This window comes from Planktotalea frisia (assembly GCF_001890925.1).
In the GTDB taxonomy this organism is placed as follows: Bacteria; Pseudomonadota; Alphaproteobacteria; order Rhodobacterales; family Rhodobacteraceae; genus Planktotalea; species Planktotalea frisia.
Genome location: NZ_MLCB01000099.1, coordinates 34,166 through 47,260, shown reverse-complemented (window position 1 = coordinate 47,260; position 13,095 = coordinate 34,166). Strand labels below are relative to the sequence as shown.

12 protein-coding genes are annotated in these 13,095 nt (G+C 54.1%); 7 read left to right on the top strand and 5 right to left on the bottom strand.

All coding sequences use genetic code 11. The annotated features are described in order from the left end of the window. Positions 1-79 precede the first annotated feature (79 nt). The 4 genes from typA to PFRI_RS06855 all read right to left on the bottom strand — a co-directional run bounded on the left by typA (position 80) and on the right by PFRI_RS06855 (position 5,848). Entirely contained in the window at positions 80-1,900 is a 1,821-nt protein-coding gene (gene typA / locus PFRI_RS06870; RefSeq protein WP_072629964.1) for a translational GTPase TypA, read from the bottom strand. Between the two features lie 133 nt (positions 1,901-2,033). After that, on the bottom strand, positions 2,034-3,575 hold the full coding sequence (locus PFRI_RS06865; RefSeq protein WP_072629963.1) for a trimethylamine methyltransferase family protein: 1,542 nt from the start codon (positions 3,573-3,575) through the stop codon (positions 2,034-2,036). Between the two features lie 220 nt (positions 3,576-3,795). Then, positions 3,796-4,623, bottom strand: coding sequence for a TPM domain-containing protein (locus tag PFRI_RS06860; RefSeq protein WP_072629962.1), 828 nt, complete (start codon positions 4,621-4,623; stop codon positions 3,796-3,798). Between the two features lie 49 nt (positions 4,624-4,672). Then, complete coding sequence (locus tag PFRI_RS06855; RefSeq protein ID WP_072629961.1) at positions 4,673-5,848, bottom strand: pyridoxal phosphate-dependent aminotransferase; 1,176 nt, start codon at positions 5,846-5,848, stop codon at positions 4,673-4,675. Positions 5,849-6,082: 234 nt separating this feature from the next. On the opposite strand from PFRI_RS06855, the gene cysS reads away from it, so the two are divergent. The 7 genes from cysS (at position 6,083) to PFRI_RS06820 (ending at position 11,842) form a co-directional block, all read left to right on the top strand. After that, entirely contained in the window at positions 6,083-7,477 is a 1,395-nt protein-coding gene (gene cysS / locus PFRI_RS06850) for a cysteine--tRNA ligase (protein ID WP_175549237.1), read from the top strand. Beyond that, the gene (gene cimA / locus PFRI_RS06845; protein WP_072629959.1) at positions 7,478-9,100 is read left to right on the top strand and encodes a citramalate synthase; all 1,623 of its coding nucleotides are present in this window, start codon (positions 7,478-7,480) and stop codon (positions 9,098-9,100) included. Positions 9,101-9,163: 63 nt separating this feature from the next. Beyond that, the gene (locus tag PFRI_RS06840) at positions 9,164-9,481 is read left to right on the top strand and encodes a DMT family transporter (protein WP_072629958.1); all 318 of its coding nucleotides are present in this window, start codon (positions 9,164-9,166) and stop codon (positions 9,479-9,481) included. Positions 9,482-9,484: 3 nt separating this feature from the next. Further along, positions 9,485-9,883, top strand: a complete 399-nt coding sequence (locus PFRI_RS06835; RefSeq protein WP_072629957.1) for a hypothetical protein — start codon at positions 9,485-9,487, stop codon at positions 9,881-9,883. Between the two features lie 3 nt (positions 9,884-9,886). Continuing rightward, the gene (locus PFRI_RS06830; protein WP_072629956.1) at positions 9,887-10,093 is read left to right on the top strand and encodes a helix-turn-helix transcriptional regulator; all 207 of its coding nucleotides are present in this window, start codon (positions 9,887-9,889) and stop codon (positions 10,091-10,093) included. A gap of 1 nt (position 10,094) precedes the next feature. Continuing rightward, positions 10,095-11,078: an alpha/beta hydrolase gene (locus PFRI_RS06825; RefSeq protein ID WP_072629955.1), complete on the top strand. Its 984-nt coding sequence runs from the start codon at positions 10,095-10,097 to the stop codon at positions 11,076-11,078. Further along, on the top strand, positions 11,075-11,842 hold the full coding sequence (locus PFRI_RS06820; RefSeq protein WP_072629954.1) for a squalene/phytoene synthase family protein: 768 nt from the start codon (positions 11,075-11,077) through the stop codon (positions 11,840-11,842). Before PFRI_RS06825 ends, PFRI_RS06820 begins: the two co-directional genes overlap by 4 nt. Here PFRI_RS06820 and PFRI_RS06815 read toward each other — a convergent pair. Next, the gene (locus tag PFRI_RS06815) at positions 11,828-13,060 is read right to left on the bottom strand and encodes an MFS transporter (RefSeq protein WP_072629953.1); all 1,233 of its coding nucleotides are present in this window, start codon (positions 13,058-13,060) and stop codon (positions 11,828-11,830) included. The two genes, PFRI_RS06820 and PFRI_RS06815, sit on opposite strands and share 15 nt — an antisense overlap. Positions 13,061-13,095: the final 35 nt, after the last annotated feature.

Genomic DNA, 13,095 nt, shown 5'->3' with positions numbered 1-13,095 from the left:
TCAGACAATTTCCGCGTCATAACCCATGAAAAAATTCGGGTTTTGGGGTAGCAGCGGTATAATCAATAAGGCGAGCGTTTTAGCTCGCGCGTGATTGGCGCTTACGCTCATGTGGGTCAAGGTAACGCTTGCGCAAACGAATAGCGTTGGGCGTCACTTCTACCAACTCATCATCGTTGATATAAGCAATCGCTTCTTCAAGGCTGAGCGTCACAGGCGTCGTCAAACGCACCGCTTCGTCTGTACCCGAGGCGCGAACGTTCGTCAGTTTCTTACCCTTCAGCGGGTTCACTTCCAGATCGTTCTCACGGCTGTGCTCACCAATGATCATGCCTGTGTATACGTCAGCCTGAGCGCCGATGAACATTTTACCACGATCTTCTAGGTTCCAAAGCGCGAAAGCCACGGATTGACCATTGTCCATAGACAACAGAACGCCAGCACGACGACCTGGGATCGATCCTTTGTGCGGGGTCCAGCCATGGAAAACACGGTTCAGCACGCCAGTACCGCGTGTGTCGGTCAGGAATTCACCGTGATAGCCGATCAAGCCACGTGAGGGGACATGCAGAATGATGCGGGTTTTGCCAGCACCAGCAGGGCGCATTTCAACGATATCGCCTTTGCGAGCGCCCGTCAGCTTTTCAATCACAACGCCTGAATATTCGTCATCCACGTCGATTGTAGCTTCTTCGACAGGCTCCATACGCTCGCCGTTGGGGCCTTCTTTCATGATGACCTGCGGGCGCGAGATCGAAAGTTCGAAACCTTCGCGACGCATGTTTTCAATCAAAACACCCATCTGAAGTTCGCCGCGACCAGAAACCTCAAAAGCATCGCCACCAGGTGTGTCAGCGATTTTAATCGCAACGTTGCTTTCGGCTTCTTTGTGCAAACGATCTCGAATAACGCGCGATTGAACTTTCTTACCATCGCGGCCAGCCAATGGGCTGTCGTTGATGCCGAAAGTTACTGTAATGGTGGGCGGATCGATTGGCTGCGCGGGCAGGGCGGTATCAACAGCCAACGCACAGATCGTGTCTGCAACTGTCGCTTTGGACATGCCTGCAATGGACACGATATCGCCTGAGATCGCTTCTTCTACGTCTTGCTGTGCAAGGCCGCGGAAGGCTTGGATACGTGTGACGCGAAACTGTTCGATCTTTTGGCCGATGCGGCTAAGCGCTTGAACCGTTGCGCCCACTTTCAACTTGCCGCTTTCAACGCGACCCGTCAGCAAACGACCGACAAAGGCGTCTGCACCAAGTGTGGTGGCCAACATACGGAAATCTTCGTCCTGACGCGATATTTGTGTCGGGCGCGGGACGTGGTTCACGATCAGATCGAACAACGCTGTCAAATCTTTGCGCGGACCATCCAATTCATTGTCAGCCCAGCCATTACGACCAGAGGCATACATATGCGGGAAATCAAGCTGATCATCATTCGCATCCAAAGACGCGAAGAGATCGAAACATTCATTCAAAGCACGATCAGGCTCTGCGTCGCCTTTGTCCACTTTGTTCAAAACGACGATTGGACGTAGCCCCAAAGCCAATGCTTTGGACGTCACAAATTTTGTCTGTGGCATCGGGCCTTCAGCCGCATCAACAAGGAGCACAACGCCGTCAACCATCGACAGGATACGCTCAACTTCGCCGCCGAAATCCGCGTGACCGGGCGTGTCAACGATGTTGATACGTGTATTTTTCCACTCGACCGAAGTGGGCTTGGCAAAAATAGTGATTCCGCGCTCGCGCTCGATTGCGTCATTGTCCATGGCGCGCTCGGCCACGGCTTGGTTCTCGCGAAACGCGCCAGATTGCTTAAGTAGTTCGTCCACCAGCGTCGTTTTGCCGTGGTCAACGTGTGCGATGATCGCAATATTGCGAAGGTCCATTGGTGTCTGCCTTTAACTGAGTTGCGCCCCCGTTATAGGCACGCTGCTCAAAAGGCCAGTGAAATAGCGCCGCACCCTTAATAGAGCGCGGAACTCTGCTTCTTCATTTTAAAAACATCCTTGCCGGAGGCGATTATACAGGAAGATGGATTTTGAAACGCTCGCGAATTTCGCGATCCAAATCGGCATCGAATCTCGCAGCAGAACGGGTGGCCAATATCTCTTCCTTTTTGGCCTTCGCTTTTTCGATCAAAACAGGTTTGCCAAGCTCGACCCATTCCTTGGGCGAGGTGCGATCCCCATGGCTTGGATAGACGTGATCCGCCTGCATCCGTCCGAGCGTTTGTTCGGTCCCCAGATAATGTCCGGGCCCGCCCATACAGACTTGCGCCATTTGATCGAGCGCAAGAGTTTCATCACTCACTTCAATCCCCCGCACACAGCGCATCGCTTGGCCGATCAGATCGTCGCTCAGGATCAGGCTCTCATGGCAAAACCCGAGCAGTGAAGAATGCATTCCCGCCGCCTCGTAAACCATGTTGAGACCCGCAAGACCGCCCATCACGTTGGAACACATCTGCTCCCATCCCGCCTGCATGTCCGGCATTTTTGAATCGGTCGCGCCACCAGCCGCACCACCTGGAACGCCGTAAAATGCATGCATCTGCGCGCAGCCTGCGGATAAAAGCGCTTGCTCACCGGAGCCAACAGTCATCGCGCCCGTGCGCAAATCCAGACCGAAAGGCCAAGTACCGAAGATCGCCGGATGCCCCGGCGCAATCGCGTTCACATACACCAGGCCTGCAAGGCATTCCGCACAGGCTTGGGTGATTGCGCCTGCAATGGTGGACGGCGCCGTCGCGCCTGCCATGCCCGCGGACAAAAGCAATACAGGAATGCCACCTGCGATGCAGGCCTCCATAACCTCGCAAGACTCAGTCGCGAATTTCATCGGAGGAACAACAAAGCAGTTGGAATTGGACATAAATGGACGCTCTAACCATTTGTCTTTGCCACCCGCGATTTGATGCAGCATTTCGACGGCATGCGGTACGATGCTCGCCTCTGAAAACGAAATACCGACATGTTTTGTCGTGCCACTGGTGCAGGCATAAATCGCATTTAGCTCGCCTTCCATGGTGTCGAGAATGTCGCGCGCAACCATGGGTCGTTGAACAAAATTGATATTGTCCAAGACATCGCAAATGCGTGCGGCGTCATGCAGATCCTGAAGCGTGCTTTCGCGGTATTCATTGCCCTCGACGTTCACCAAATGAACTGCTGCCCCTGCGGTTCCGTAATGGACCCGCTGTCCTGTTAGATCGAGATCATTTTTCCCGTCGCGGCTGAACAGCGTCACCTCGCGATTGGCTTTTGCCAAAGAATCTTCAACCAAAGCGCGCGGGAAACGGATACGTCCGTCATCGCCCAAGATTGCACCAGCGCCAGTCAGAATCTCAACACCTGAGGGCGGAGCGTCTGCAAGGCCGATGGTCTCCAAAGCTGTCAGCGCGGCTTGGTGAATTTTCTCGACGTCGATGTCGCTGAGAGGTTTGTATTTGCCGCCCTCCATACCTGCGCGAATAGGGCGTAGGTGATCGGCGAGCTTGGTGGATCGGGCTTCGCGGCGGGCAGAGCGGCCACCGGAGCGTCGGGATGGGGATTGATCATTCATTGTATTTGACTTTCGAAACGAACTGAAGGGAAGGGTAAAAAGCTTCCTTCAGGGACGTCCGCGTGCAGCACGTCCACGTCGCGCGCCAATCGTGACGCGTGTCAGTGTGAGTTTCCAAAGTGAGTTAACCAAACGTGTTCTCCCAACGGCTTTAAACCGAGTTGAGAGCGAAATTTCAGCGCTTGCTACGCCAAATACGACGAAAGGTCGTTTTCAGACCCTACCATTTGCCACTTGCGCCACCGCCGCCAGAAGAGCCGCCACCGAAGCTGGAGCTCGACTTGGACGAACTCACACGGCTGATCGTGTAAGGCACCACAGAGCGATAGGAACAATTGGAGCATTCCGTGATCATATCGCCATTGCCTGTCGAGGTCTTGGTGGCACTGTTTTTGATATGACGCGAGCGGTTCAAGTGACGCGTGCCGCATTCGGGGCATTTCCTCAGCTTCACGAATTTGTCTTTAAAAATAAGCGCGCCGATCCCAGCAAAGACAGCCGCAACAATTGCGAAAATCCAATTGTCGCCTTCACCGCCACTTGGCGCTTCTTCTCCTGCAAGGAAGGGAGTAACAATGGCTTCAATTGTATCTGTGACCCCAGCCTCGATACCGTCTTGATAACGGTCTTCACCAAACGCGGGCAAAAAAGAGCGGTCTATAACTTTAGCAGTAGTGCGATCCCAGTCACGTCCGTAAGAACCACCAAGTTCGATCCGCATTATACGGTCCGTGTGCATTACCAAAACCAAAACGCCATCGTTGCTGGTCTTGTTGCCAATGCCCCATTCATTGAACAAACCTGTGGCGAATTGCTCAATCGTTTGATCCGGTGCGAACATGTCTTGGCGCGAGAGGGTCAGAACCGTCATCTCAACGCCAGTGTCTTTTTTCAATTCTTCGAGTTGCGCGACTAAGCGTGCTTCTGAAGCGTCATCAAGAAGACCCGCGTAATCGTTCACAGTGGTTGAGTTATACTCAGGATAGGATTGCGCCAAAGCTGTCGTGGCGCAGATTAAAAAAGCGAAAATCGCGAAGATACGTATCATGATAAAGGGCTTTCCAAGTTAGAATGCACAGAGCCTAACGTATAAATGCCTATTCACAAAGGCTCGCGACGTACTCGCATAAAGTCCGCAAAGCCTCTGCGTAGCGTTCATCATCAATCGTCATCGCCACACGGATGTGACCTGCTGCTGCTTTGCCGAAACTCTCACCGGGCATGACAGCGATATGATGGGTGTCGAGCAACTGATTGGCGAAGTCTTCACCGCTTAGCCCTGTCGCGCGGATATTGAGCATTACATACATCGCGCCATCCGCCGGGATCAGCTTGACGTGATTTTGCCCTTTTAGGATATCAACAGTTAACGCGCGGCGACGCTCGAACGGGGCGGCGATCTTTGCTTCAAACTCAGGTCCTTCACGCAAGGCAAAGAGTGCGGCGTCTTGAACAAATCCTGCAACGCCGTAGGTCGTATGTGTGGCAAGATTGGCGATATGGGCAATCGCGTCTTTCGGACCAACAATCCATCCAATGCGACTTCCCGTCATCGCATGGCTTTTCGACATAGAGCCGATCACCAGCGTGCGTTCAGCCATATCAGGCAGGGCGCGCGGTGAGAGGTGCGCGCCCTCCCAAACCTGTGTGTCATAAACTTCGTCAGAGATCAGCCAAAGGTCATGACGCTTGCACACATCGGCGATGCCTTCGAGGGTTTCACGCGTGTAAATCACCCCCGTCGGGTTGTTAGGCGAGTTGATCAGTAGGCTCGCGGCACCGTCCGCATGAGCGTCAATCTCGCGCGCATCGGGTTGAAAGCCATCCTCAGCACGCGTTTGAATAGGCACCGCGACAGCACCAACCCCGCGCAGGGTGCCGGGGTAGGTGGCGTAATATGGATCAAGGTAGAGCGCTTTTTGGCCAAACGGGCAGGCGGCAAGGTGGCTCGCAAACAGCGCGGATTGCCCCCCCGGTGTGATCATTACATTCTCGGGCTCGGTTGGAACGCCTGTGCGCGTTTGCACCCGCGCGGCCACTTCGGCACGCAATTCTGCAATGCCAGGGACCGTTGCGTATCCCGTATGACCACCGCGCGCGGAGACATCCATCGCTGCCAAAATACTTGGATCCGTGCGAATGTCGTGCTCGCCAATCGTCAACTCTGTCACAGGCGTCCCGTTTGCGATCATTTTGCGCGCGCGCATGAAGACTTCCCAGCCGTCAGATCCGCCTTCAATCAGGTTGGTCAATGTGGGGGACAGAACAGGCATGGCGATCTCCTAAAACGCGATGCGCCACTTGGCCAAGGCATGCAGGATTCGTCAATCCTCTGGACGGATGCGATTTCTGTCGCTATGCAATTGCAATGAACCACGTACAGATCATCACAATTATCTGCTGTATTTCCCACTAACTTCGTTAGGCGGGCAGGTTTCACATTTCTTTCATTGATCTGAGTTGCTAAGTCCGCCGCACCATTTGCGCGCGCTATAAGGACTTGTGACATGACACAGATCACACTGCAAAACACTCAGACCCGTCAAAAAGAGGTCTTGGAGCCAATTAAATCTGGTGAAGTGTCGATGTATGTCTGTGGCCCTACGGTCTATGATCGCGCCCATCTGGGCAACGCGCGACCCGTGATCATTTTCGATACTCTGTTCCGCCTTCTGCGCCATGTTTACGGTGAGGATAAGGTCACTTACGTGCGCAATTTCACGGATGTGGATGACAAGATCAACGCGCGTGCGGCACAGACGGGGCAGTCGATCCGTGAGATAACGGATGGCACGATTGGTCTGTATCTGGACGACATGGATGCTGTCGGCGCGATGCATCCCACGCATATGCCGCGTGCGACGGAATATATTCAGCCAATGGTTGATATGAGCGCGGATCTTATTGAAAAAGGTTTCGCTTATGAGGCGAAGGGCCATGTTCTGTTCGCGGTCGAAAGTTATGCCGATTACGGTAAATTTTCCGGTCGCAGCATTGACGACATGATCGCAGGCTCGCGCGTCGAAGTGGCACCCTATAAGCGTAATCCGATGGATTTCGTCCTGTGGAAACCCTCTGACGCTGACACCCCCGGCTGGGACAGCCCCTGGGGCAAGGGGCGTCCGGGCTGGCATATCGAATGCTCCGCCATGGCGCACGAATTGTTGGGCGAGAGTTTTGACATTCACGGCGGCGGCAACGACCTGATGTTCCCGCATCATGAGAACGAGATCGCCCAGAGCAAATGCGTTGGCCACGAGTTCGCGAACATTTGGATACACAACGAGATGTTGCAGGTCGAGGGCAAGAAGATGTCCAAGTCGCTTGGCAACTTCTTCACGGTGCGCGATTTGTTGGACCAAGGTGTTCCGGGTGAGGTTATTCGCTTTGTGATGCTCAGCACGCATTACCGCAAGCCGATGGATTGGACCGAAACCAAACGGGCCGAGGCAGAACGCACACTGCGTGGCTGGCACGCCAAAATCGAAGGCGTGACTGCGGCGGACGCTCCGAATGCAGATGTGATTGAAGCTCTGGCTGATGATCTTAACACCCACAAGGCAATCCAAGCGTTGCACGATATCGCGCGCAATGGTGATCCAGCTGTGTTGAAACGTTCTGCGCAACTTTTGGGCCTGCTCAGCGATGAAATGGACGATTGGGTCGCGCCAAGCTTTGGCGGAGGTCTTGATCATGAAAAGATTATGGACGTCGAAAGCTGGCTGCGCTCTGCGCGCAATGCTGCAAAACTGAGTGGTGATTTTAGCGAAGTGGACCGTCTGCGAAGCGATGCGCGGGATGCTGGTTTGGAAGTCCAAATGGGCAAGGACACAGTCGAGTTGAAGCCAACGAGCGCTTTTGACGCAGACAGATTGCACAGCATCAAGCGGGGGGAGGCATAGATGGAACGTCTCTACCTCTACGACACCACTTTGCGCGACGGGCAACAAACCCAAGGGGTGCAGTTCTCCACTACCGAAAAAATTCAGATCGCTGAAATGCTCGACCAACTCGGCCTCGACTATATTGAGGGCGGCTGGCCGGGTGCGAACCCGACCGACAGTGAATTTTTTGAGAATGCGCCCAAAACACGCGCCAAAATGACCGCTTTCGGGATGACGAAAAGGACTGGTAGGTCCGCTGAGAACGACGATGTTCTCGCGCAAGTGATGAACGCCAACACAAGCGCGGTCTGTCTTGTCGGCAAATCCAGCGCCTTTCATGTCTCGGACGCGCTCGGCATTACCAAAGCGGAAAACACTGCCAATATTGCGGCCTCTTTTTCGCACATCACTGGCCAAGATCGCGAAGCGCTGTTTGACGCGGAACACTTCTTTGACGGCTACAAAGCCGATCCCGATTATTCGCTCGAAACTTTGCACGCTGCGATGGAAGCGGGCGCGCGGTGGGTTGTTTTGTGCGATACCAACGGTGGCACTTTACCAAACGAAATCCACGAGATCACCAAAGCGGTCATCGCTTCTGGCATCAGCGGTGAAAACGTAGCAATCCATACCCATGACGACACGGCGAATGCGGTTGCCTGTTCGCTCGCGGCGATAGACGCCGGTGCGCGTCAAATCCAAGGAACATTGAATGGTCTGGGCGAGCGTTGCGGCAACGCCAACCTGACCACGCTGATCCCGATCCTTTTGCTAAAAGAGCCTTATGCGAGCAAATTTGAAACAGGCGTGACGATTGAAAACCTGCAAACGCTTACGCATATTTCGCGTACTTTGGACGATATTCTAAACCGTGTACCGCTGCGCCAAGCACCATTTGTTGGCTCGTCCGCTTTTGCCCATAAAGCGGGTCTGCACGCGAGCGCAATCCTGAAAAACCCAAGCACCTATGAACATATCGAGCCACATATCGTCGGCAACGAACGGGTTATCCCGATGTCCAATCAAGCAGGGCAATCGAACCTGCGCAAGCGTCTTTCTGATGCAGGGCTGAGTGTGAAAAAGGGTGATCCCGCTCTTGGTTTCTTGCTCGACGAAATTAAAGAACGCGAAGCGCAGGGCTATTCTTATGATACGGCACAAGCCAGTTTTGAGTTGCTCGCGCGCAAAGCTTTGGGGCAGTTGCCAACATTTTTCGAAGTGAAGCGCTACAAAGTCACGGTCGAGCGGCGCAAGAATAAGTACGACAAGATGATCTCGCTCTCGGAGGCGGTCGTCGTGCTGAAAGTGGACGGCGAAAAGAAGCTCTCTGTCAGCGAATCTATGGATGACACAGGCTCTGATCGGGGGCCTGTGAATGCTTTGTCCAAGGCGTTGGCTAAAGATTTAGGGCAATATCAAGAGATGATCGACGATATGCGTCTCGTAGATTTCAAGGTGCGCATCACCCAAGGCGGCACCGAAGCGGTGACACGTGTGATCATTGATAGCGCTGATTCCAAAGGCAATCGTTGGAGCACGGTTGGGGCATCGCCCAACATTGTGGACGCGAGTTTTGAAGCGCTCTTGGATGCGATCCAATGGAAGCTTATCCGAGATACTTCGGAGAAAGTGCATAAGTAACCTTGACGTTACATGTAACCTTAGCTACCCATGTAACTCACAGGTTACATGGAGTGTTTATATATGCCTTGGATCGTTCTCGCAATTTCTGGCTGTCTAGAAGTTGTATGGGCCACTGCGCTCAAAGCCTCTGATGGTTTCACCAAGCCGCTTTATAGCGTGATTGTTGCGGTTGCTGCCTTTGTCAGTTTTTGGCTGCTCGCCTATGCAATGAAATTGCTGCCGCTTGGCACGGCCTATCCTGTTTGGGTCGGCATCGGCGCGGTCGGCTCTTTCGCTGTTGGCATTTACGCCTTTGGCGAAGCCGCAAGCCCGATGCGCTTGGCCAGTGCTGCGCTGATTGTGATCGGCATTGCCGGCTTTAAGCTGGCGGAAGGATAAGGGATGAACACTGAAACTCTTTCAAAAATTCGTATAGTCGTGTTCGGCCTCGCTGGACTGGTCTGTGCCTCTTACAGCGCGCTGGCTTTGCTGGGTAACTCACCGCGCCCGTTCTCTCCTTGGTTGCCCGGAGCGTCCGGTTTTGCGGCTGGTTTAGTGATGTGGCTTTCGGCTATCTCTGCGGGGCCGCGTGTTGCAGGCATGGCTCATGATGAATTGTTCTGGGTCGAGTGGGGCCAAGCGGTGAAGTTTTCCTACTGGTTTTCTATCGCGCTTTATCCGCTGTTTGGCATTTTTATGGCGCTTGGCTGGATCGAGCCAACCACATCTATCGCCGCTATGGGTACGGCAGCGGGTGCTGCCCCAATGCTGGCCTATTGCATCCTGAATTTGCGATCCTGAGCCATGGCTGAGTTGCACAACACCCTCAAAGCGCACCGCACTGACAAGGGCTTTACCCAAGCCTCATTGGCAGAGGCCGTTGGTGTGTCGCGCAAATCTATCAACACGATTGAAAACCGTGTGTTCACTCCCTCAACGCTGCTTGCTTTGCAAATAGCTCACGCTCTGGACTGTTCTGTTCATGACATTTTTTACGTGAAAGACGACTAACATGCTTATGAAAATTATGACTTTTACTGCGGTAAGCCTTGTGATTACCGCCCTGATTGCTCTCGGCCTGATCGTATCGGATCGCCCTAAACGCTTTACGCAAAGCGAAGAGTCAAATGGCCTTAGTTTTGAGAGCACCGTTGCGCGCGGATTCGACAATGTGCCCGAGCAAGTTGGTATTGCCACAGAGACTGGTTGGGACATGCCGGTACGCCGTTATGGCACGCAGGACGCCACCAAACCATTGTTGATCATGGTGCACGGGTCTGGCTGGGGCGGTCTGCAATTTAACAACATTGCCAACTCCTTATCGAGCGATGCTTATGTAATCGCACCCGATTTACGTGGACACGGAGAAAGCCCTGAGCGTCGCGGCGATGTGGACTACATCGGACAGATGGAGGATGATCTCGCAGCGTTGATAAAGGCCGAAGCACTGCCGGATCAACAAGTGATCCTTGCCGGTCACTCCTCCGGTGGCGGGCTGGTTGTACGCTTTGCGGGTGGCGAACATGGCGCGCTGATGGATCATGCCGTTCTGCTTGCCCCGTTCTTGAAGCACAACGCGCCAACAACGCGCACCAACTCTGGCGGTTGGGCCCATGCAATGACGCGCCGCATCATTGGGCTCTCTATGCTCAACACCTTTGGTATCACAGCGCTCAATCATTTGGAGATCATCCAGTTCAATATGCCCAAAGCTGCGCGCGAGGGGAAATATGGCCACCTCGCTACTTTGGCCTATTCCTACCGTCTAAACACTGGCTTTGCTCCGCGCATGGACTATCTCACGGATATCGCCGCGCTGCCCAAATTCACGTTGATCGCAGGCAGTGAGGATGAGGCATTTTTTGCAGATAAATACGAAGAGTTAATGAGCGCAGTGACCGACAAAGGCAGCTACCACATTATTGATGGTGAGTCCCATCTGAGCGTAGTAGATGCAGCCGCGACCGAAGGTTTGATCAAAGAGACTTTCAAGTGAGCAAGATACCAGACTGGCACGCATGTGCTGCAATCGTGGAGCGGGGCGACCCCCCTCGCTTTCGCGCGGCTATGGCAGCGCCTGCAAGCGCGCGGGCGATGCTTTTCCCGATCTACGCTGCTAACGTTGAAATCACGCGAGCGCCTTGGGTAACGCAGGAGCCGATGATTGCGGAGATGCGTCTGCAATGGTGGCGTGATGTGATGGAAGAAATCATTGATGGCGGCGATGTGCGCCGCCATGAGGTTGCAACACCGCTTGCGAAGGTGCTCAGTAAAGCAGGGGCCGAAGCGCTAGATGCGCTTATCGCGGCCCGCAGGTGGGACATTTACAAAGACCCGTTCGAGGATGAACCCGCCTTCACCACATATCTGGAACGCACATCAGGCGGGCTGCTTTTTGCGGCGTGTGACGCGCTTGGTTGTTGCGATAGTCAGAGTGCGAATGATGCGGGCTATGCCGCAGGGTTGGCCGGATTTTTCCAAGCGATCCCCGCACTTGAAGAAGCAAAGCGCGTGCCATTGCTTGATGGTCGTGCAGAAGCAATTGTCGAACTCGCAAAAGGTGGCTTAGCGCGATTTAAACGCGCGCGCGCCGAGCGTGATAAACTTGCCAAAGCAGCCTGTATTTCACTTGCACATGCAGAGCCGATTTTGAAGCAGGCGGCATCTGATCCTTATGCCGTTGCTGATGGGCGCCTTGGCGTGGGGGCCTTTCAAGGGTCTTTCAGGCTGTCCAAAGCGGCGTTGTTAGGTCGCTGGTAGCGGATCTTTCGGACGCATCACCAACCAGATAAGCGCCGATCCTGCTAGCAGTAGGAACGGGATCATCGCGAGGTTAACGGCCGTCCAGCCTTGCACGGGATTGCCGCCAGAGCAGTTCATCAAGCCACCAGAAGCGAGTGAGGCCATCGTCACACCGCCAAAGACGAACAAATCGTTCATACCCTGAACGCGCCCACGATCCCGCGGGCCATGGGCCGATGTCAGCATCGCTGTTGCACCGATAAAGCCAAAGTTCCAACCAATGCCGAGCAAGATGAGCGCGACAAAAAAGTTTTCAAGCTCCACATCGTTCAAAGCAACAACGCCAGCGGCGGCAAGGATCACAAGTCCGGCCCCCACGATCTTTTCCACGCCAAAGCGCGCGATCAAATGACCAGTAAAGAAGGACGGGATAAACATGGCGAGCACGTGGCCGGAGACGATATCGGCTGCATTGTTCGTCGTATACCCGCAGCCCACAACGGCCAAAGGGGTCGAGGTCATCACAAGGTTCATCAACGCGTAAGAGACCATTCCGCAGATCATCGCCACTGCAATACGCGGCGTTTTCAGCAATTCAATGCGCGAGCGTGCGGCAGGCGCATTTTCATCAGGGGCTGCCGGGGCAGGGATGTTAATGAACAAAAAGATCAGCGAGCCGACGACATTCAGCAAAAACACAAAGATATAAGCGCCCATGAATGCGGAGACGTTTGCATCGCCCGATTCCACGATGCCGTTTGTGGCTTTGACCATTTGTGGCCCGATGATTGCCGCCGCGAGGCCGCCCGCCATAACGTAAGAAATCGCTTTGGGTCGGAAAGCTTCATCGGCGGTGTCTGCGGCGGCGAAGCGATAAAAGCCTTGCGCGCTCATGTAAAAGCCGGTGCAGAAGCTCGCGAACAAGAAGAGCGGGAAGTTAGAGTAATAGAGTGCAATTGCGCCAATCAAACCGCCAAGCGCGCCGCCTGTTGTGCCGATCCAGAAGCCCGAGCGCCGCCCGTATCGTTGCATGATCGAAGAAATCGGAGTTGCTGCGCACATGGAGCCGATGATGATCATCGAAATGGGCATTGTCGCAAAACAGATGTTTGACGCCATGGACTGCCCCGCAAGCCCTGCGATGATAAAGAGCATTGGCATCTGCGCACCAAGGGTAGCTTGCGCCAAAATAAGGACAATGACGGTGCGGCGGGGGGAAGAAATAGCTTGGCTCATGTGCAAGCTTTAGAGCCGTGTCGCGGTCTTAACAA

Excerpts from the sequence above, each read along its gene's own strand:
- cimA (WP_072629959.1), top strand. The coding sequence starts at position 7,478 with ATGGAACGTCTCTACCTCTACGACACCACTTTGCGCGACGGGCAACAA.
- PFRI_RS06835 (WP_072629957.1), top strand. The coding sequence starts at position 9,485 with ATGAACACTGAAACTCTTTCAAAAATTCGTATAGTCGTGTTCGGCCTC.
- PFRI_RS06840 (WP_072629958.1), top strand. The coding sequence starts at position 9,164 with ATGCCTTGGATCGTTCTCGCAATTTCTGGCTGTCTAGAAGTTGTATGG.
- typA (WP_072629964.1), bottom strand. The coding sequence starts at position 1,900 with ATGGACCTTCGCAATATTGCGATCATCGCACACGTTGACCACGGCAAA.
- PFRI_RS06825 (WP_072629955.1), top strand. The coding sequence starts at position 10,095 with ATGCTTATGAAAATTATGACTTTTACTGCGGTAAGCCTTGTGATTACC.
- PFRI_RS06830 (WP_072629956.1), top strand. The coding sequence starts at position 9,887 with ATGGCTGAGTTGCACAACACCCTCAAAGCGCACCGCACTGACAAGGGC.
- cysS (WP_175549237.1), top strand. The coding sequence starts at position 6,083 with ATGACACAGATCACACTGCAAAACACTCAGACCCGTCAAAAAGAGGTC.
- PFRI_RS06815 (WP_072629953.1), bottom strand. The coding sequence starts at position 13,060 with ATGAGCCAAGCTATTTCTTCCCCCCGCCGCACCGTCATTGTCCTTATT.
- PFRI_RS06855 (WP_072629961.1), bottom strand. The coding sequence starts at position 5,848 with ATGCCTGTTCTGTCCCCCACATTGACCAACCTGATTGAAGGCGGATCT.
- PFRI_RS06860 (WP_072629962.1), bottom strand. The coding sequence starts at position 4,623 with ATGATACGTATCTTCGCGATTTTCGCTTTTTTAATCTGCGCCACGACA.
- PFRI_RS06865 (WP_072629963.1), bottom strand. The coding sequence starts at position 3,575 with ATGAATGATCAATCCCCATCCCGACGCTCCGGTGGCCGCTCTGCCCGC.